The organism is Pseudoalteromonas piscicida (genome assembly GCF_000238315.3).
In the GTDB taxonomy this organism is placed as follows: Bacteria; Pseudomonadota; Gammaproteobacteria; order Enterobacterales; family Alteromonadaceae; genus Pseudoalteromonas; species Pseudoalteromonas piscicida.
Genome location: NZ_CP011924.1, coordinates 1 through 18,686 on the forward strand (window position 1 = coordinate 1; position 18,686 = coordinate 18,686).

The window sequence follows — 18,686 nt, forward strand, 5'->3', positions numbered from 1 at the left end:
TCAAGACATCTGCCAATTCCAAAACTTCCGCATTTATAAATGGTGGCTATGCCCTGATTTGAACAGGGGACCCCATCATTATGAGTGATGTGCTCTAACCAGCTGAGCTACATAGCCATTGGCTGGAGTACCAGGATTTGAACCTGGGAATGGCGGGATCAAAACCCGCTGCCTTACCGCTTGGCGATACTCCAGCAATAGAGGTAAGTTCAAACCTTATTTAGCCTAGATTTGAGTTAGGCTACCTTACCGCTTCCACTTCGTGTCGAGACGATACCCAGCAATAGAGGTAAGTTCAAGAGTTTTAGTTCTGCTTGAAAGAACATGGTGCGGAAAGAGAGACTTGAACTCTCACATCCGAAGATACTGGAACCTAAATCCAGCGCGTCTACCAATTCCGCCACTTCCGCATATCATTTTGCATTAGTTATTGGAACCTAAATCCAGCGTCTATATCAAGACATCTGCCAATTCCAAAACTTCCGCATTTATAAATGGTGGCTATGCCCTGATTTGAACAGGGGACCCCATCATTATGAGTGATGTGCTCTAACCAGCTGAGCTACATAGCCATTGGCTGGAGTACCAGGATTTGAACCTGGGAATGGCGGGATCAAAACCCGCTGCCTTACCGCTTGGCGATACTCCAGCAATAGAGGTAAGTTCAAACCTTATTTAGCCTAGATTTGAGTTAGGCTACCTTACCGCTTCCACTTCGTGTCGAGACGATACCCAGCAATAGAGGTAAGTTCAAGAGTTTTAGTTCTGCTTGAAAGAACATGGTGCGGAAAGAGAGACTTGAACTCTCACATCCGAAGATACTGGAACCTAAATCCAGCGCGTCTACCAATTCCGCCACTTCCGCACATCTTTTTGCATTAGTTATTGGAACCTAAATCCAGCGTCTATATTAAGACAACTGCCAATTCCACTACTTCCGCACATCTTTTTGCATTAGTTATTGGAACCTAAATCCAGCGTCTATATTAAGACAACTGCCAATTCCACTACTTCCGCACATCTTTTTGCATTAGTTATTGGAACCTAAATCCAGCGTCTATATTAAGACAACTGCCAATTCCACTACTTCCGCACATCTTTTTGCATTAGTTATTGGAACCTAAATCCAGCGTCTATATTAAGACAACTGCCAATTCCACTACTTCCGCACATCTTTTTGCATTAGTTATTGGAACCTAAATCCAGCGTCTATATTAAGACAACTGCCAATTCCACTACTTCCGCACATCTTTTTGCATTAGTTATTGGAACCTAAATCCAGCGTCTATATTAAGACAACTGCCAATTCCACTACTTCCGCACATCTTTTTGCATTAGTTATTGGAACCTAAATCCAGCGTCTATATTAAGACAACTGCCAATTCCACTACTTCCGCACATCTTTTTGCATTAGTTATTGGAACCTAAATCCAGCGTCTATATTAAGACAACTGCCAATTCCACTACTTCCGCACATCTTTTTGCATTAGTTATTGGAACCTAAATCCAGCGTCTATATTAAGACAACTGCCAATTCCACTACTTCCGCACATCTTTTTGCATTAGTTATTGGAACCTAAATCCAGCGTCTATATTAAGACAACTGCCAATTCCACTACTTCCGCACATCTTTTTGCATTAGTTATTGGAACCTAAATCCAGCGTCTATATCAAGACAACAGCCAATTCCGTCACTTCCGCATATATTATCTGGAGTATTTGGAATCTGAATTCAGCGTCTATTTCAAGACATCTGCTAATTCTTCAACTTCAGAAAGTTGGCTGGAGTACCAGGATTTGAACCTGGGAATGGCGGGATCAAAACCCGCTGCCTTACCGCTTGGCGATACTCCAGCAATAGAGGTAAGTTCAAACCTTATTTAGCCTAGATTTGAGTTAGGCTACCTTACCGCTTCCACTTCGTGTCGAGACGATACCCAGCAATAGAGGTAAGTTCAAGAGTTTTAGTTCTGCTTGAAAGAACATGGTGCGGAAAGAGAGACTTGAACTCTCACATCCGAAGATACTGGAACCTAAATCCAGCGCGTCTACCAATTCCGCCACTTCCGCACATCATTTTGCATTAGTTATAGGAACCTAAATCCAGCGTCTATATCAAGACAACTGCCAATTCCGCCACTTCCGCATTTATTATCTATAATATATTGGAACCTAAATCAAGCATATATTTCAAGACATCTGCCAATTCCAAAACTTTAGAAATTATAAATGGTGGCTATGCCCTGATTTGAACAGGGGACCCCATCATTATGAGTGATGTGCTCTAACCAGCTGAGCTACATAGCCATTGGCTGGAGTACCAGGATTTGAACCTGGGAATGGCGGGATCAAAACCCGCTGCCTTACCGCTTGGCGATACTCCAACGAAAATTTGATTGTTTTAGTTCCAATCGAGAACATGGTGCGGAAAGAGAGACTTGAACTCTCACATCCGAAGATACTGGAACCTAAATCCAGCGCGTCTACCAATTCCGCCACTTCCGCACATCTTTTAGCATTAGTTATTGGAACCTAAATCCAGCGTCTATATCAAGACAACAGCCAATTCCGTCACTTCCGCATATATTATCTGGAGTATTTGGAATCTGAATTCAGCGTCTATTTCAAGACATCTGCTAATTCTTCAACTTCAGAAAGTTGGCTGGAGTACCAGGATTTGAACCTGGGAATGGCGGGATCAAAACCCGCTGCCTTACCGCTTGGCGATACTCCAACGAAAATTTGATTGTTTTAGTTCCAATCGAGAACATGGTGCGGAAAGAGAGACTTGAACTCTCACATCCGAAGATACTGGAACCTAAATCCAGCGCGTCTACCAATTCCGCCACTTCCGCACATCTTTTAGCATTAGTTATTGGAACCTAAATCCAGCGTCTATATCAAGACAACAGCCAATTCCGTCACTTCCGCATATATTATCTGGAGTATTTGGAATCTGAATTCAGCGTCTATTTCAAGACATCTGCTAATTCTTCAACTTCAGAAAGTTGGCTGGAGTACCAGGATTTGAACCTGGGAATGGCGGGATCAAAACCCGCTGCCTTACCGCTTGGCGATACTCCAACGAAAATTTGATTGTTTTAGTTCCAATCGAGAACATGGTGCGGAAAGAGAGACTTGAACTCTCACATCCGAAGATACTGGAACCTAAATCCAGCGCGTCTACCAATTCCGCCACTTCCGCACATCTTTTAGCATTAGTTATTGGAACCTAAATCCAGCGTCTATATCAAGACAACTGCCAATTCCGCCACTTCCGCATTTATTATCTATAATATATTGGAACCTAAATCAAGCATATATTTCAAGACATCTGCCAATTCCAAAACTTCCGCATTTATAAATGGTGGCTATGCCCTGATTTGAACAGGGGACCCCATCATTATGAGTGATGTGCTCTAACCAGCTGAGCTACATAGCCATTGGCTGGAGTACCAGGATTTGAACCTGGGAATGGCGGGATCAAAACCCGCTGCCTTACCGCTTGGCGATACTCCAACGAAAATTTGATTGTTTTAGTTCCAATCGAGAACATGGTGCGGAAAGAGAGACTTGAACTCTCACATCCGAAGATACTGGAACCTAAATCCAGCGCGTCTACCAATTCCGCCACTTCCGCACATCTTTTAGCATTAGTTATTGGAACCTAAATCCAGCGTCTATATCAAGACAACTGCCAATTCCGCCACTTCCGCATTTATTATCTATAATATATTGGAACCTAAATCAAGCATATATTTCAAGACATCTGCCAATTCCAAAACTTCCGCATTTATAAATGGTGGCTATGCCCTGATTTGAACAGGGGACCCCATCATTATGAGTGATGTGCTCTAACCAGCTGAGCTACATAGCCATTGGCTGGAGTACCAGGATTTGAACCTGGGAATGGCGGGATCAAAACCCGCTGCCTTACCGCTTGGCGATACTCCAACGAAAATTTGATTGTTTTAGTTCCAATCGAGAACATGGTGCGGAAAGAGAGACTTGAACTCTCACATCCGAAGATACTGGAACCTAAATCCAGCGCGTCTACCAATTCCGCCACTTCCGCACATCATTTTGCATTAGTTATAGGAACCTAAATCCAGCGTCTATATCAAGACAACAGCCAATTCCGTCACTTCCGCATATATTATCTGGAGTATTTGGAATCTGAATTCAGCGTCTATTTCAAGACATCTGCTAATTCTTCAACTTCAGAAAGTTGGCTGGAGTACCAGGATTTGAACCTGGGAATGGCGGGATCAAAACCCGCTGCCTTACCGCTTGGCGATACTCCAACGAAAATTTGATTGTTTTAGTTCCAATCGAGAACATGGTGCGGAAAGAGAGACTTGAACTCTCACATCCGAAGATACTGGAACCTAAATCCAGCGCGTCTACCAATTCCGCCACTTCCGCACATCTTTTAGCATTAGTTATTGGAACCTAAATCCAGCGTCTATATCAAGACAACAGCCAATTCCGTCACTTCCGCATATATTATCTGGAGTATTTGGAATCTGAATTCAGCGTCTATTTCAAGACATCTGCTAATTCTTCAACTTCAGAAAGTTGGCTGGAGTACCAGGATTTGAACCTGGGAATGGCGGGATCAAAACCCGCTGCCTTACCGCTTGGCGATACTCCAACGAAAATTTGATTGTTTTAGTTCCAATCGAGAACATGGTGCGGAAAGAGAGACTTGAACTCTCACATCCGAAGATACTGGAACCTAAATCCAGCGCGTCTACCAATTCCGCCACTTCCGCACATCTTTTAGCATTAGTTATTGGAACCTAAATCCAGCGTCTATATCAAGACAACAGCCAATTCCGTCACTTCCGCATATATTATCTGGAGTATTTGGAATCTGAATTCAGCGTCTATTTCAAGACATCTGCTAATTCTTCAACTTCAGAAAGTTGGCTGGAGTACCAGGATTTGAACCTGGGAATGGCGGGATCAAAACCCGCTGCCTTACCGCTTGGCGATACTCCAACGAAAATTTGATTGTTTTAGTTCCAATCGAGAACATGGTGCGGAAAGAGAGACTTGAACTCTCACATCCGAAGATACTGGAACCTAAATCCAGCGCGTCTACCAATTCCGCCACTTCCGCACATCTTTTAGCATTAGTTATTGGAACCTAAATCCAGCGTCTATATCAAGACAACTGCCAATTCCGCCACTTCCGCATTTATTATCTATAATATATTGGAACCTAAATCAAGCATATATTTCAAGACATCTGCCAATTCCAAAACTTCCGCATTTATAAATGGTGGCTATGCCCTGATTTGAACAGGGGACCCCATCATTATGAGTGATGTGCTCTAACCAGCTGAGCTACATAGCCATTGGCTGGAGTACCAGGATTTGAACCTGGGAATGGCGGGATCAAAACCCGCTGCCTTACCGCTTGGCGATACTCCAACGAAAATTTGATTGTTTTAGTTCCAATCGAGAACATGGTGCGGAAAGAGAGACTTGAACTCTCACATCCGAAGATACTGGAACCTAAATCCAGCGCGTCTACCAATTCCGCCACTTCCGCACATCTTTTAGCATTAGTTATTGGAACCTAAATCCAGCGTCTATATCAAGACAACTGCCAATTCCGCCACTTCCGCATTTATTATCTATAATATATTGGAACCTAAATCAAGCATATATTTCAAGACATCTGCCAATTCCAAAACTTCCGCATTTATAAATGGTGGCTATGCCCTGATTTGAACAGGGGACCCCATCATTATGAGTGATGTGCTCTAACCAGCTGAGCTACATAGCCATTGGCTGGAGTACCAGGATTTGAACCTGGGAATGGCGGGATCAAAACCCGCTGCCTTACCGCTTGGCGATACTCCAGCAATAGAGGTAAGTTCAAACCTTATTTAGCCTAGATTTGAGTTAGGCTACCTTACCGCTTCCACTTCGTGTCGAGACGATACCCAGCAATAGAGGTAAGTTCAAGAGTTTTAGTTCTGCTTGAAAGAACATGGTGCGGAAAGAGAGACTTGAACTCTCACATCCGAAGATACTGGAACCTAAATCCAGCGCGTCTACCAATTCCGCCACTTCCGCACATCTTTTTGCATTAGTTATTGGAACCTAAATCCAGCGTCTATATTAAGACAACTGCCAATTCCACTACTTCCGCACATCTTTTTGCATTAGTTATTGGAACCTAAATCCAGCGTCTATATTAAGACAACTGCCAATTCCACTACTTCCGCACATCTTTTTGCATTAGTTATTGGAACCTAAATCCAGCGTCTATATTAAGACAACTGCCAATTCCACTACTTCCGCACATCTTTTTGCATTAGTTATTGGAACCTAAATCCAGCGTCTATATTAAGACAACTGCCAATTCCACTACTTCCGCACATCTTTTTGCATTAGTTATTGGAACCTAAATCCAGCGTCTATATTAAGACAACTGCCAATTCCACTACTTCCGCACATCTTTTTGCATTAGTTATTGGAACCTAAATCCAGCGTCTATATTAAGACAACTGCCAATTCCACTACTTCCGCACATCTTTTTGCATTAGTTATTGGAACCTAAATCCAGCGTCTATATTAAGACAACTGCCAATTCCACTACTTCCGCACATCTTTTTGCATTAGTTATTGGAACCTAAATCCAGCGTCTATATTAAGACAACTGCCAATTCCACTACTTCCGCACATCTTTTTGCATTAGTTATTGGAACCTAAATCCAGCGTCTATATTAAGACAACTGCCAATTCCACTACTTCCGCACATCTTTTTGCATTAGTTATTGGAACCTAAATCCAGCGTCTATATTAAGACAACTGCCAATTCCGTCACTTCCGCATATTTTTTGCAACAACTAATCGATGAGTTTTGGTAGTAGTTAAAGCATGGTGGCTATGCCCTGATTTGAACAGGGGACCCCATCATTATGAGTGATGTGCTCTAACCAGCTGAGCTACATAGCCATTGGCTGGAGTACCAGGATTTGAACCTGGGAATGGCGGGATCAAAACCCGCTGCCTTACCGCTTGGCGATACTCCAACGAAAATTTGATTGTTTTAGTTCCAATCGAGAACATGGTGCGGAAAGAGAGACTTGAACTCTCACATCCGAAGATACTGGAACCTAAATCCAGCGCGTCTACCAATTCCGCCACTTCCGCACATCATTTTGCATTAGTTATAGGAACCTAAATCCAGCGTCTATATCAAGACAACTGCCAATTCCGCCACTTCCGCATTTATTATCTATAATATATTGGAACCTAAATCAAGCATATATTTCAAGACATCTGCCAATTCCAAAACTTTAGAAATTTGGCTGGAGTACCAGGATTTGAACCTGGGAATGGCGGGATCAAAACCCGCTGCCTTACCGCTTGGCGATACTCCAACGAAACTCAAATCTAACTTAAACTGTTGAACCCAGGATTTGAATCTGGGGGTGGATGAGTGAGGGATCAAAACCTCTCTCTTCTCTGCCTTACCGCTTGGCGATACTCCAACGAAACTCAAATCTAACTTAAACTGTTGAACCCAGGATTTGAATCTGGGGGTGGATGAGTGAGGGATCAAAACCTCTCTCTTCTCTGCCTTACCGCTTGGCGATACTCCAACGAAACTCAAATCTAACTTAAACTGTTGAACCCAGGATTTGAATCTGGGGGTGGATGAGTGAGGGATCAAAACCTCTCTCTTCTCTGCCTTACCGCTTGGCGATACTCCAACGAAACTCAAATCTAACTTAAACTGTTGAACCCAGGATTTGAATCTGGGGGTGGATGAGTGAGGGATCAAAACCTCTCTCTTCTCTGCCTTACCGCTTGGCGATACTCCAACGAAACTCAAATCTAACTTAAACTGTTGAACCCAGGATTTGAATCTGGGGGTGGATGAGTGAGGGATCAAAACCTCTCTCTTCTCTGCCTTACCGCTTGGCGATACTCCAACGAAACTCAAATCTAACTTAAACTGTTGAACCCAGGATTTGAATCTGGGGGTGGATGAGTGAGGGATCAAAACCTCTCTCTTCTCTGCCTTACCGCTTGGCGATACTCCAACGAAACTCAAATCTAACTTAAACTGTTGAACCCAGGATTTGAATCTGGGGGTGGATGAGTGAGGGATCAAAACCTCTCTCTTCTCTGCCTTACCGCTTGGCGATACTCCAACGAAACTCAAATCTAACTTAAACTGTTGAACCCAGGATTTGAATCTGGGGGTGGATGAGTGAGGGATCAAAACCTCTCTCTTCTCTGCCTTACCGCTTGGCGATACTCCAACGAAAATTTGATTGTTTTAGTTCCAATCGAGAACATGGTGCGGAAAGAGAGACTTGAACTCTCACATCCGAAGATACTGGAACCTAAATCCAGCGCGTCTACCAATTCCGCCACTTCCGCACATCTTTTAGCATTAGTTATTGGAACCTAAATCCAGCGTCTATATCAAGACAACAGCCAATTCCGTCACTTCCGCATATATTATCTGGAGTATTTGGAATCTGAATTCAGCGTCTATTTCAAGACATCTGCTAATTCTTCAACTTCAGAAAGTTGGCTGGAGTACCAGGATTTGAACCTGGGAATGGCGGGATCAAAACCCGCTGCCTTACCGCTTGGCGATACTCCAACGAAAATTTGATTGTTTTAGTTCCAATCGAGAACATGGTGCGGAAAGAGAGACTTGAACTCTCACATCCGAAGATACTGGAACCTAAATCCAGCGCGTCTACCAATTCCGCCACTTCCGCACATCTTTTAGCATTAGTTATTGGAACCTAAATCCAGCGTCTATATCAAGACAACAGCCAATTCCGTCACTTCCGCATATATTATCTGGAGTATTTGGAATCTGAATTCAGCGTCTATTTCAAGACATCTGCTAATTCTTCAACTTCAGAAAGTTGGCTGGAGTACCAGGATTTGAACCTGGGAATGGCGGGATCAAAACCCGCTGCCTTACCGCTTGGCGATACTCCAACGAAACTCAAATCTAACTTAAACTGTTGAACCCAGGATTTGAATCTGGGGGTGGATGAGTGAGGGATCAAAACCTCTCTCTTCTCTGCCTTACCGCTTGGCGATACTCCAACGAAGTAAAATCTTTTTGAGTTCTGATTTAAAAGAACATGGTGCGGAAAGAGAGACTTGAACTCTCACATCCGAAGATACTGGAACCTAAATCCAGCGCGTCTACCAATTCCGCCACTTCCGCACATCTTTTTGCATTAGTTATTGGAACCTAAATCCAGCGTCTATATTAAGACAACTGCCAATTCCACTACTTCCGCACATCTTTTTGCATTAGTTATTGGAACCTAAATCCAGCGTCTATATTAAGACAACTGCCAATTCCACTACTTCCGCACATCTTTTTGCATTAGTTATTGGAACCTAAATCCAGCGTCTATATTAAGACAACTGCCAATTCCACTACTTCCGCACATCTTTTTGCATTAGTTATTGGAACCTAAATCCAGCGTCTATATTAAGACAACTGCCAATTCCACTACTTCCGCACATCTTTTTGCATTAGTTATTGGAACCTAAATCCAGCGTCTATATTAAGACAACTGCCAATTCCACTACTTCCGCACATCTTTTTGCATTAGTTATTGGAACCTAAATCCAGCGTCTATATTAAGACAACTGCCAATTCCACTACTTCCGCACATCTTTTTGCATTAGTTATTGGAACCTAAATCCAGCGTCTATATTAAGACAACTGCCAATTCCACTACTTCCGCACATCTTTTTGCATTAGTTATTGGAACCTAAATCCAGCGTCTATATTAAGACAACTGCCAATTCCACTACTTCCGCACATCTTTTTGCATTAGTTATTGGAACCTAAATCCAGCGTCTATATTAAGACAACTGCCAATTCCGTCACTTCCGCATATTTTTTGCAACAACTAATCGATGAGTTTTGGTAGTAGTTAAAGCATGGTGGCTATGCCCTGATTTGAACAGGGGACCCCATCATTATGAGTGATGTGCTCTAACCAGCTGAGCTACATAGCCATCTCTTTAACTTCTCATCATCGCTGATGCGGGGCGTATTATGCGTATATGCCCCCAAGCCGTCAACACCTTTTTTGCAAAAAATCTGCTAACACAGTTTGTTTGCAGATAAATTAAGCGAAACGGCCTGTTTTTATATCAAATCATGCGGGGCAATTGCAAATTTTTAACAAAACCTGTGAACTTTTATTCCTTTGGAGTCTATAACTTACTCTTAAGAACAAGGTACTTATTTGATTAAAAAGCAGAGTTGATAAAACTAAAAAGGAGCCGAAGCTCCTTTTATTTAAATAGCGTGTAGTAACTATGGTTACACATTAAATAAGAAGTTCATCACATCGCCGTCTTTTACGATGTATTCTTTACCTTCTTGACGCATTTTACCTGCGTCTTTTGCACCAGATTCACCACGGAACTCGATATAATCATCAAAGCCGATAGTCTGTGCACGAATAAAACCACGCTCAAAATCTGTGTGGATTTTACCTGCAGCTTGTGGTGCTGTTGCGCCAACAGGGATAGTCCATGCACGTACTTCTTTTACGCCAGCTGTAAAGTAAGTTTGCAGTTTCAACAACTCATAACCACCACGGATCACGCGGTTCAGGCCCGGTTCTTCTAAGCCTAAGTCATCCATAAACTCTTTCTTATCTTCTTCTTCAAGTTCAGAAAGTTCAGCCTCAATTGCTGCACATACAGGGATCACAACCGCGTCTTCTGCAGCTGCAATTTCACGTACTTTGTCTAGGAATGGGTTGTTTTCAAAGCCATCTTCATTAACGTTAGCGATGTACATGGTTGGCTTAATCGTTAAGAAGTTTAGGTAGCTTATTGCTGCCGCTTCTTCTTTATTTAGCTCAAGTGAGCGAAGCGTTAAGCCTTCGTCCAAGTGCGCTTTCACTTTTTCAAGTACAACGAGTTCAAATTTCGCGTCTTTATCGCCGCCTTTCGCTTTCTTCGCGTTACGTAAAACTGCGCGATCAGCAGTATCCATGTCTGCAAGTACTAGTTCAGTGTTGATAACATCAATGTCTTCAGCAGGATCGATTTGACCAGCAACGTGAACGATATTTTCATTTTCAAAACAGCGAACTACGTGACCGATAGCATCCGTTTCACGGATGTTTGCCAAAAATTGGTTACCTAAACCTTCACCTTTCGATGCGCCTTTTACCAAACCGGCAATATCCACAAACTCCATTGAAGTTGGGATAGTACGCTGAGGGTTTACAATTTCAGCTAGCTGGTCAAGACGAGCATCTGGTACTGGTACTACACCGGTATTCGGTTCGATAGTACAGAAAGGAAAGTTTGCGGCCTCAATGCCCGCTTTAGTCAACGCATTAAATAAAGTAGATTTACCTACGTTAGGTAAACCAACAATGCCACATTTAAAACCCATAGTGTTTATTCCTAAATTTCTACCGTATTATCTCAAGCACGCATCATGGCGAACGAGAAGCTTAGGTATTACTCAATCAATCGCAGCAGTGAACTGTTACGGTTTAAATGAATGTAGTCGATTTTGCGCTTTTAACACACCGTCTTTTGCGAGTATTTCTATACATCGGACTGCTTCATCCACAGCGGCATCAATTTTCTCTTGATCAGCTTGTGGTGCTTTGCCTAAAACCCATCCCGTGACTTTGTCTCTGTGTCCTGGGTGACCAATACCAACGCGCAATCGCATAAATTCTTTGTTATTTGCCATTTTAGCGATTATGTCTTTTAAGCCATTGTGACCGCCGTGACCGCCACCTTTTTTGAGTTTAGCGATACCGGGTTCTAAATCCATTTCATCGTGAGCAACAAGAATACTCTCGACGGGGATCTTATAAAAATTGGCAAGACTCGCGACCGCTTTACCACTTAAGTTCATATAAGTTGTAGGGATCAGCAATTTAAACTCTTGATTATTGATGAGCACTTTGCCGGTGAGGCCGTGATGTTTAGCGTCTGGTTTTAGGAGGCAATTGTATCTTCTGGCTAGTTCTTCGATAAACCAAGCGCCAGCGTTATGACGGGTGTTTGCGTATTCGGGGCCTGGATTAGCCAGGCCCACAAGCATTTGAATATTATTCAAGGTGTTAACACCTGAACAATTACTCAGCTGCGTCTTCAGCAGACTCTTCAGCAGGAGCTGCTTTAGGAGCGTTTACTGAAACAACCGCTTGGTCGTGATCTGCACCTTTAGCAAGTTCAACTGAAACAACGCCAGCTGGAAGCTTGATATCAGATAGGTGTAGAGTTGCGCCAACAGCTAGAGTCGCTACGTCAACTTCGATGAACTCAGGAAGTCTTGCTGGAAGACAAGTGATTTCAATTTCAGTTAGTTGGTGAACGATAGTGTTGCCACCTTTAGTTGCTTTCTCTTCGTTGATGAAGTGAACAGGAACTTTAGTGTGAAGCTTTTGAGAAGCATCAACGCGTTGGAAGTCTAAGTGAGTGATCTTAGGCTTGTACGGGTGACGTTGCATATCTTTAAGAATTGCTTCAACAGACTCACCGCCAATGTTTAGCGTTAGGATGTGAGTGTAGAAACCTTCGTCTTCTTGCGCTTTCAATACTTTGTTGTGATCAAAAGTTAGTGAAACTGCATCTTTACCAGCACCGTATAGGATTGCAGGAACTTTGTCAGCGCGACGTAGGCGGCGGCTCGCACCAGTACCTAGGTCAGAACGTACTTCAGCGTCTAATTTGTATACAGACATGGATGTCTCCAAAATAATTTAAGTTAATGTGTCAGAGAGCTCGCGACCAAGCTCCCTGCCTAAAAAAGGCGCGCCAATATACCACTAACGCACCGGCAATGAAACCTATAAAACAAAAAAAGCACCAGAGGTGCTTTTTGGCTAATCAGTTTTGGTGCCGATTAGTGTTGAAACATCGCAGAGATTGACTCTTCGTTGCTGATACGGCGGATAGTTTCGGCCATCATATCCGCAAGTGTTAGTACTTTGATGTTATCAAGCGCTTTCAATTCATCAGAAAGTGGAATTGAATCAGTCACGATAACTTCATCGATAACTGAGTTGCGTAGATTTTCCGCAGCATTGCCCGAAAGTACTGGGTGGGTTGCGTAAGCGAATACGCGTTTTGCACCGTGCTCTTTAAGTGCCGCTGCTGCTTTACATAAAGTACCGCCTGTATCTATCATGTCATCGACAATGATACAGTCACGACCAGCAACATCACCAATGATGTGCATAACTTGAGAAACGTTAGCCTGTGGACGACGCTTATCAATGATCGCTAGGTCTTTATCATCTAACAGTTTTGCAATCGCACGAGCACGAACCACACCACCGATATCAGGTGAAACTACTACTACATCTTCGAACTTACGCTCTTTCATGTCTTCGATTAGCACTGGGCTACCGAATACATTGTCAACAGGTACGTCGAAGAAGCCTTGGATTTGTTCTGCGTGTAGGTCAACGGTAAGAACACGGTCAACACCTACGCTTGAAAGGAAGTCTGCAACAACTTTAGCAGTAATTGGAACACGAGCAGAGCGCACACGGCGGTCTTGACGTGCGTAACCGAAATAAGGAATAACGGCTGTGATACGACCAGCAGATGCACGACGTAGCGCATCAACCATGACGATTAACTCCATTAAATTATCATTTGTAGGAGCACATGTTGATTGGATGATGAATACATCTGAACCACGAACGTTTTCGTTGATTTGAACGCTAATTTCACCGTCGCTAAAACGGCCAACAACGGCATCACCTAACTCAATAAACAAACGTTTTGCAACTTTTTGAGCTAGCTCAGGTGTTGCGTTACCAGCGAAGAGCTTCATGTCGGGCACGGTAGGGTTCCTCAGGCACTGAATTTTTTGGACTAACATGCAATGACCATGAAATAAAAAAGTCAAAACAAGCTAACTTAAACAATTTACTTCTAGTTTTGCCAAGCGCGCAATTGTCGATGACAAATTGACTCACTTGTATTTTGGGCAATAAAGCCCTGCCAAGATGAAGGTAGAGTTTCGAGCACACGCAGCGCTGCCTCACGATTTTCAAACTCCGCGAAACAACAAGCTCCAGTACCAGTCATTTTGGTTGGTGCATATTTTAGCAACCACGCGAGGGTCTTTTCAACCTCGGGGTAAAGCTTTTTGACAAGAGTTTGACAGTCGTTGCCCGTATCCGAGAGTTTCCAACCACTTTTTAGCTTAGGCGTATTGCGTGGTAAATCTGGGTGAGTAAAGACTAACGCGGTACTGACATGAACGGGTGGGGCAACCACCAAATACCATTTTTGGGCGATGTCAATTGGCTCAAGTTGCTCGCCAACGCCGTGGGCTACAGCTGTTTTACCTTCAACAAAAACAGGCACATCGGCGCCTAGCTGGAGGCCAAGTTTTGCAAGTTCTGGGATAGTAAGCTGACATTGCCACAGCGCATTGAGTGCCAATAAAGTCGTGGCAGCATCGGATGAACCACCACCAACACCTCCACCCATGGGAAGCTGTTTATTTAAGTGAATGTCGACACCAGCCGCAATTTTTTTATAGGGCTCAAGAATTTTGGCGGCTTTATAAATGAGGTTATCTTCGAGTGGAATACCTGCGGTGTCACCACAAATGACGATTTCTTGCTGGTTACTGGTTAGCGTAAATGCTAATTCATCACCAAAATCTAAGAAAGTAAATAAAGTTTCTAATTCATGGTAGCCGTCTTCTCGACGGCCATTGATATGCAAAAAAAGATTTAATTTTGCCGGTGCGCTTAGCGTCAATGTCTTCATTTAAACTGCCATGAAGTGATTAATACTTTGACCTCAATATTGGTCGATGAGAGTTTCATGCGGCTAGGCAGCCACATTCCGTCTTGCATTTTATATTGTTGATAGGTGATTTGCCACACTCGACCAGATGGGCTTTGCCACTGTGCATTGCTTATTCTGCCAAGGTCATCAAGTTCGCTGGCTGGTGCTTCAACTAAGCCCGTTAGCCACTGAGGGGCTTGATTGACTGGAAGAGAAAGACCACTTAAACGCTTAACCAGATCGCTACTATCCATGCCTTTATGGACATTGTCTTCAAAGGTCAGCTCCGAATGTGTGTCTAATTCTTCTAGCTCGAATATGCGGGTGCCAACAAAGCTGGTTAAGATCAGATTTTGTTTATCTTCTTTTAAATACCAATTAAAGTTAGCTGATTGACGATTGTCAGGGGCAATAAATGCAAGTTTACCTCTCGCTTGCCAATTTTTTTGTTGTTTTAGCCTAGATTGCCAGTCTTGTGCTACGTTTTGCTGAGGTAATTGTTGCGCACAACCCGTTAAAATTAATAAAAATATGAGTAAAATCAAATGAAGTTGTCTCAAAGGCCTTTCCTTACTTTCCATATTCGATTGATTTTTGGTAAAATTGCCGGCTTTAAAGCAGGGCTCGAGCAATACTGGCATCTATGACCATCATCGCACTTGGTATCAATCACAAAACCGCGTCTGTAGAATTACGTGAAAAAGTGGCGTTTTCTCCAGAACAGCTTACAGAAGCATTGCACCAACTCCAACATTCTTCGCAGTTTAAAGAATCTGTGATTGTGTCGACCTGCAATCGAACCGAGATCTATTGTAGCCTTGAGTCTGCTGATCCCCAAGCACTACTCGGTTGGTTGTCAGATTTTCATAACATAGAGCAACGAGACTTAACAGAAAATGTCTATGTGCATATGAATCAGGATGCGGTGAACCATTTAATGCGAGTTGCCTGCGGTCTTGACTCATTGGTTTTAGGTGAGCCACAAATTCTTGGGCAAATTAAACAAGCTTTTAGTACAGCCAAACAGCACCATGCAATTCAGCCAACATTTGAGCGCTTATTCCAAAAGACTTTTTCGGTGGCGAAGCAAGTACGCACTGAGACCGATATTGGTGCAAGTGCTGTTTCAGTGGCATATGCTGCTGTTAATTTGGCAAAGCATATTTACGGTCAATTGGATAAAACTCAGGTCTTGTTAATTGGTGCCGGTGAAACAATTGAGTTAGTTGCTAAACACTTATCGCAGCATAACCCAAAGTCAATCACAGTCGCGAACCGCACAATTGAGCGCGCACAAAACCTAGCAAAAGAAGTTGGCGGCAGTGTTATTTCACTGGCACAGTTGCCAGATGCGCTACCAAGTGCAGACATTGTTATTAGTTCAACTGCGAGCACCTTACCAATTATCGGTAAGGGAGTGGTCGAGCAAGCGCTTAAAAAACGTCGCCATAAACCAATGTTATTTATCGATATCGCGGTGCCTCGCGATATCGAAAGCCAAGTGTCAGAGTTGGATGCTGCTTATCTTTATTCAGTTGATGACCTGCAGGCGATAGTCAATGAAAACTTGGCCAGTCGTGAACAAGCGGCCATTGAAGCGCAGCAGATCATCGATGTACGCACGCAAGAGTTTTCCGAGTGGCAACGTTCGCTGCATTCAGTGGATGTGATTAGGCAGTATCGCCAAAGCGCACAAGAAATTAAAAATGAGCTCGTGGACAAAGCACTAAATCAGCTACAATCGGGCAAAGAAGCAGATAAAATTATTATTGAATTAGCAAATAAGCTGAGTAATCGACTAACACACGCACCAACACGCGCCATTCAAGAGGCTGCGAAAGAAGGCGATATAGATAAGTTAGCGCAACTCAAGCAAACATTAGGTATTGAGCAGGAATAACGTGTAAATGAAAGAGTCTGTATATCGTAAGTTAGAAACCTTAGTAGAGCGCTATGAAGAAGTTCAAGCGATGCTAAGCTCGCCTGAGGTGATTAGCGATCAGAACCGCTTTCGCGCCTTGTCAAAAGAGTTTTCAGAATTGGAAGACGTAGTTAAAGCGTTTACAGCCTACCAGCAGGCTCAGGAAGACGTCGCAACTGCTGAAGAAATGCTAAAAGACTCAGATCCAGACATGCGTGAAATGGCACAGGAAGAGTATAAAGAAGCAAAAGCTGCCATTGCTGCGCTTGAAGATGACCTTCAAGTATTGATGTTACCAAAAGATCCAAAAGACAATAACAACGTATTCCTGGAAGTGCGTGCAGGAACCGGTGGTGATGAAGCCGCGATTTTCGCTGGCGATTTATTTCATATGTATAGCCGCTATGCAGAAACGCAAAAGTGGCGTGTTGAAATCGTGAGCGCGAATGAAGGCGAGCACGGTGGCTATAAAGAAGTTATCGCTAACATTAGTGGCGACGGTGTTTATGGCAAACTTAAGTTTGAATCTGGCGCTCACCGTGTACAGCGTGTGCCTGAAACCGAATCTCAAGGCCGTGTTCACACCTCTGCGTGTACGGTTGCAGTGATGGCAGAGATCCCAGAGGCAGAAGCAATCGAAATTAATCCATCTGATCTAAAAGTGGATACTTTCCGTGCATCAGGTGCCGGTGGTCAGCACGTAAACAAAACTGATTCCGCTATTCGTATCACTCACTTGCCGACAGGCGTTGTGGTTGAATGTCAGGACGAACGTTCACAACATAAAAACAGAGCGAAAGCGTTGTCTGTACTCAGTGCGCGTTTACAGCAAGCTGAAGATGAAAAACGTGCGGCAGCAGAAGCTTCTGAACGTCGTAATCTAGTAGGTAGCGGTGACCGCTCTGAGCGTATTCGTACTTACAACTTCCCGCAGGGCCGTATTACCGATCACCGTATCAACCTGACACTTTATCGCCTTAATGAAGTGATCTCCGGTGAGCTGGGTGCTGTTATCGATCCACTGGTTATTGAATACCAGGCTGATCTACTAGCTGCAATGAGCGAAAGCGATTAATGCCAACACTTAACATTGCCCAAGCCGTTGCTTGGGCAACTTCTGAGCTGCTACCACACTCCGAGTCAGCAAAGCTCGATAGCGAAGTGTTATTACTCCATGTTATCGATAAAAACCGCACTTATCTCTTTACTTGGCCCGAAGCTGAGCTTTCTACATTAGAGCAGCAGCGATTCGAAGAATGTATCGCACGCCGTGTTACAGGAGAGCCTGTCGCACACATCACAGGTCAAAGAGAATTCTGGAGCTTGCCTTTAAAAGTCAACAACAGCACGCTTATTCCAAGGCCTGATACTGAGACTTTGATTGAGCATGTTTTAACTCTTAGCATGCCAAATGACGCTCAGGTGCTAGACTTAGGCACAGGTACTGGCGCGATAGCACTGGCGTTGGCGAGTGAATATCCAGCTTGGCAAATCACCGCAGTAGATGCTTCAGCAGATGCCGTGGCGCTTGCAAAGTCTAATCAATCTCAGTTGGGCTTTAGAAACGTGTCGATTTTGCAAAGTGATTGGTTTAGCGCGGTTGCAGAACAACAGTTTGATTTGATTGTGAGTAATCCGCCTTATATTGATGAAGCCGATCACCACTTATCGCAAGGGGATGTGAGATTTGAACCGCTCAGCGCGCTGGTCGCGGATGACCATGGCTATGCGGATATTTTTCATATCATCAGGACGGCTAAGCTACATCTGAACTCGGGGGGATATTTGCTACTTGAACATGGTTTTGAGCAAGCAGATAAGATCCAACAGTTTTTTGCAGAAATGGCGTATATTAATATACTTACAATAAAAGATATGGCAGGGTGTGATAGAGTGACGTTGGCAATGTTGCCGTAAAGTCATGAACTCACACGAAAGTTAGGCGCTT

9 protein-coding genes and 43 tRNA genes are annotated in these 18,686 nt (G+C 43.5%); 3 read left to right on the plus strand and 49 right to left on the minus strand.

Features of this window, described 5'->3' with window-relative positions:
• Nucleotides 1-40: 40 nt before the first annotated feature.
• The 49 genes from PPIS_RS00005 to lolB all read right to left on the minus strand — a co-directional run bounded on the left by PPIS_RS00005 (nucleotide 41) and on the right by lolB (nucleotide 15,377).
• Nucleotides 41-117: transfer RNA gene (locus PPIS_RS00005), tRNA-Met, on the minus strand.
• A 2-nt stretch (nucleotides 118-119) separates the two neighbouring features.
• Nucleotides 120-194, minus strand: a tRNA-Gln gene (locus PPIS_RS00010).
• 131 nt (nucleotides 195-325) lie between these two features.
• Nucleotides 326-410 (minus strand) — tRNA-Leu (locus tag PPIS_RS00015).
• A gap of 85 nt (nucleotides 411-495) precedes the next feature.
• A tRNA-Met gene (locus PPIS_RS00020) sits at nucleotides 496-572 on the minus strand.
• Between the two features lie 2 nt (nucleotides 573-574).
• Nucleotides 575-649: transfer RNA gene (locus PPIS_RS00025), tRNA-Gln, on the minus strand.
• Nucleotides 650-780: 131 nt separating this feature from the next.
• Nucleotides 781-865: transfer RNA gene (locus PPIS_RS25035), tRNA-Leu, on the minus strand.
• 914 nt (nucleotides 866-1,779) lie between these two features.
• Nucleotides 1,780-1,854: transfer RNA gene (locus PPIS_RS25040), tRNA-Gln, on the minus strand.
• Nucleotides 1,855-1,985: 131 nt separating this feature from the next.
• Nucleotides 1,986-2,070: transfer RNA gene (locus PPIS_RS00040), tRNA-Leu, on the minus strand.
• Nucleotides 2,071-2,230: 160 nt separating this feature from the next.
• Nucleotides 2,231-2,307: transfer RNA gene (locus tag PPIS_RS00045), tRNA-Met, on the minus strand.
• A gap of 2 nt (nucleotides 2,308-2,309) precedes the next feature.
• Nucleotides 2,310-2,384, minus strand: a tRNA-Gln gene (locus PPIS_RS00050).
• 36 nt (nucleotides 2,385-2,420) lie between these two features.
• A tRNA-Leu gene (locus PPIS_RS25045) sits at nucleotides 2,421-2,505 on the minus strand.
• A gap of 154 nt (nucleotides 2,506-2,659) precedes the next feature.
• Nucleotides 2,660-2,734: transfer RNA gene (locus PPIS_RS24730), tRNA-Gln, on the minus strand.
• 36 nt (nucleotides 2,735-2,770) lie between these two features.
• Nucleotides 2,771-2,855, minus strand: a tRNA-Leu gene (locus tag PPIS_RS24735).
• Nucleotides 2,856-3,009: 154 nt separating this feature from the next.
• Nucleotides 3,010-3,084 (minus strand) — tRNA-Gln (locus PPIS_RS24740).
• A 36-nt stretch (nucleotides 3,085-3,120) separates the two neighbouring features.
• Nucleotides 3,121-3,205, minus strand: a tRNA-Leu gene (locus tag PPIS_RS24745).
• Nucleotides 3,206-3,365: 160 nt separating this feature from the next.
• A tRNA-Met gene (locus PPIS_RS00060) sits at nucleotides 3,366-3,442 on the minus strand.
• 2 nt (nucleotides 3,443-3,444) lie between these two features.
• A tRNA-Gln gene (locus tag PPIS_RS25050) sits at nucleotides 3,445-3,519 on the minus strand.
• Nucleotides 3,520-3,555: 36 nt separating this feature from the next.
• Nucleotides 3,556-3,640, minus strand: a tRNA-Leu gene (locus tag PPIS_RS25055).
• A 160-nt stretch (nucleotides 3,641-3,800) separates the two neighbouring features.
• A tRNA-Met gene (locus tag PPIS_RS00075) sits at nucleotides 3,801-3,877 on the minus strand.
• A 2-nt stretch (nucleotides 3,878-3,879) separates the two neighbouring features.
• Nucleotides 3,880-3,954: transfer RNA gene (locus tag PPIS_RS25060), tRNA-Gln, on the minus strand.
• 36 nt (nucleotides 3,955-3,990) lie between these two features.
• A tRNA-Leu gene (locus tag PPIS_RS00085) sits at nucleotides 3,991-4,075 on the minus strand.
• A gap of 154 nt (nucleotides 4,076-4,229) precedes the next feature.
• A tRNA-Gln gene (locus PPIS_RS00090) sits at nucleotides 4,230-4,304 on the minus strand.
• Nucleotides 4,305-4,340: 36 nt separating this feature from the next.
• Nucleotides 4,341-4,425: transfer RNA gene (locus tag PPIS_RS00095), tRNA-Leu, on the minus strand.
• Between the two features lie 154 nt (nucleotides 4,426-4,579).
• A tRNA-Gln gene (locus PPIS_RS24750) sits at nucleotides 4,580-4,654 on the minus strand.
• 36 nt (nucleotides 4,655-4,690) lie between these two features.
• Nucleotides 4,691-4,775: transfer RNA gene (locus tag PPIS_RS24755), tRNA-Leu, on the minus strand.
• Between the two features lie 154 nt (nucleotides 4,776-4,929).
• A tRNA-Gln gene (locus PPIS_RS25065) sits at nucleotides 4,930-5,004 on the minus strand.
• A gap of 36 nt (nucleotides 5,005-5,040) precedes the next feature.
• Nucleotides 5,041-5,125: transfer RNA gene (locus PPIS_RS00100), tRNA-Leu, on the minus strand.
• A gap of 160 nt (nucleotides 5,126-5,285) precedes the next feature.
• A tRNA-Met gene (locus PPIS_RS00105) sits at nucleotides 5,286-5,362 on the minus strand.
• Nucleotides 5,363-5,364: 2 nt separating this feature from the next.
• Nucleotides 5,365-5,439 (minus strand) — tRNA-Gln (locus PPIS_RS25070).
• Between the two features lie 36 nt (nucleotides 5,440-5,475).
• Nucleotides 5,476-5,560 (minus strand) — tRNA-Leu (locus tag PPIS_RS25075).
• Nucleotides 5,561-5,720: 160 nt separating this feature from the next.
• Nucleotides 5,721-5,797 (minus strand) — tRNA-Met (locus PPIS_RS00120).
• A gap of 2 nt (nucleotides 5,798-5,799) precedes the next feature.
• A tRNA-Gln gene (locus tag PPIS_RS24760) sits at nucleotides 5,800-5,874 on the minus strand.
• A 131-nt stretch (nucleotides 5,875-6,005) separates the two neighbouring features.
• Nucleotides 6,006-6,090 (minus strand) — tRNA-Leu (locus PPIS_RS00125).
• 808 nt (nucleotides 6,091-6,898) lie between these two features.
• Nucleotides 6,899-6,975, minus strand: a tRNA-Met gene (locus PPIS_RS00130).
• A gap of 2 nt (nucleotides 6,976-6,977) precedes the next feature.
• Nucleotides 6,978-7,052: transfer RNA gene (locus tag PPIS_RS25080), tRNA-Gln, on the minus strand.
• 36 nt (nucleotides 7,053-7,088) lie between these two features.
• Nucleotides 7,089-7,173, minus strand: a tRNA-Leu gene (locus PPIS_RS25085).
• A gap of 155 nt (nucleotides 7,174-7,328) precedes the next feature.
• Nucleotides 7,329-7,403 (minus strand) — tRNA-Gln (locus tag PPIS_RS25090).
• 924 nt (nucleotides 7,404-8,327) lie between these two features.
• Nucleotides 8,328-8,412 (minus strand) — tRNA-Leu (locus tag PPIS_RS24770).
• 154 nt (nucleotides 8,413-8,566) lie between these two features.
• Nucleotides 8,567-8,641: transfer RNA gene (locus PPIS_RS24775), tRNA-Gln, on the minus strand.
• Between the two features lie 36 nt (nucleotides 8,642-8,677).
• Nucleotides 8,678-8,762: transfer RNA gene (locus PPIS_RS24780), tRNA-Leu, on the minus strand.
• Between the two features lie 154 nt (nucleotides 8,763-8,916).
• Nucleotides 8,917-8,991: transfer RNA gene (locus PPIS_RS00150), tRNA-Gln, on the minus strand.
• A gap of 150 nt (nucleotides 8,992-9,141) precedes the next feature.
• Nucleotides 9,142-9,226: transfer RNA gene (locus PPIS_RS25095), tRNA-Leu, on the minus strand.
• 732 nt (nucleotides 9,227-9,958) lie between these two features.
• A tRNA-Met gene (locus PPIS_RS00160) sits at nucleotides 9,959-10,035 on the minus strand.
• A 310-nt stretch (nucleotides 10,036-10,345) separates the two neighbouring features.
• On the minus strand, nucleotides 10,346-11,437 hold the full coding sequence (ychF, locus tag PPIS_RS00165) for a redox-regulated ATPase YchF (RefSeq protein WP_010370435.1): 1,092 nt from the start codon (nucleotides 11,435-11,437) through the stop codon (nucleotides 10,346-10,348).
• A 96-nt stretch (nucleotides 11,438-11,533) separates the two neighbouring features.
• Nucleotides 11,534-12,118: an aminoacyl-tRNA hydrolase gene (gene pth / locus PPIS_RS00170; RefSeq protein WP_010370439.1), complete on the minus strand. Its 585-nt coding sequence runs from the start codon at nucleotides 12,116-12,118 to the stop codon at nucleotides 11,534-11,536.
• 19 nt (nucleotides 12,119-12,137) lie between these two features.
• Nucleotides 12,138-12,746, minus strand: coding sequence for a 50S ribosomal protein L25/general stress protein Ctc (locus PPIS_RS00175; protein WP_010370441.1), 609 nt, complete (start codon nucleotides 12,744-12,746; stop codon nucleotides 12,138-12,140).
• 161 nt (nucleotides 12,747-12,907) lie between these two features.
• Complete coding sequence (locus PPIS_RS00180; protein ID WP_010370444.1) at nucleotides 12,908-13,855, minus strand: ribose-phosphate pyrophosphokinase; 948 nt, start codon at nucleotides 13,853-13,855, stop codon at nucleotides 12,908-12,910.
• A 92-nt stretch (nucleotides 13,856-13,947) separates the two neighbouring features.
• Entirely contained in the window at nucleotides 13,948-14,796 is an 849-nt protein-coding gene (gene ispE / locus PPIS_RS00185; RefSeq protein ID WP_010370447.1) for a 4-(cytidine 5'-diphospho)-2-C-methyl-D-erythritol kinase, read from the minus strand.
• A complete protein-coding gene (lolB, locus tag PPIS_RS00190; protein WP_157234650.1) occupies nucleotides 14,793-15,377 on the minus strand; it encodes a lipoprotein insertase outer membrane protein LolB in 585 nt (194 codons plus the stop codon). The genes ispE and lolB overlap by 4 nt, the downstream gene beginning before the upstream one ends.
• An 83-nt stretch (nucleotides 15,378-15,460) precedes the next feature.
• Between lolB and hemA the strand changes: the two genes are divergently transcribed.
• The 3 genes from hemA to prmC are packed head-to-tail and all read left to right on the plus strand — an operon-like array spanning nucleotide 15,461 to nucleotide 18,655.
• On the plus strand, nucleotides 15,461-16,717 hold the full coding sequence (gene hemA, locus PPIS_RS00195; protein ID WP_010370453.1) for a glutamyl-tRNA reductase: 1,257 nt from the start codon (nucleotides 15,461-15,463) through the stop codon (nucleotides 16,715-16,717).
• A gap of 7 nt (nucleotides 16,718-16,724) precedes the next feature.
• Nucleotides 16,725-17,813, plus strand: coding sequence for a peptide chain release factor 1 (gene prfA, locus PPIS_RS00200; protein ID WP_010370456.1), 1,089 nt, complete (start codon nucleotides 16,725-16,727; stop codon nucleotides 17,811-17,813).
• A complete protein-coding gene (gene prmC, locus PPIS_RS00205; RefSeq protein ID WP_010370459.1) occupies nucleotides 17,813-18,655 on the plus strand; it encodes a peptide chain release factor N(5)-glutamine methyltransferase in 843 nt (280 codons plus the stop codon). The genes prfA and prmC overlap by 1 nt, the downstream gene beginning before the upstream one ends.
• Nucleotides 18,656-18,686 lie beyond the last annotated feature (31 nt).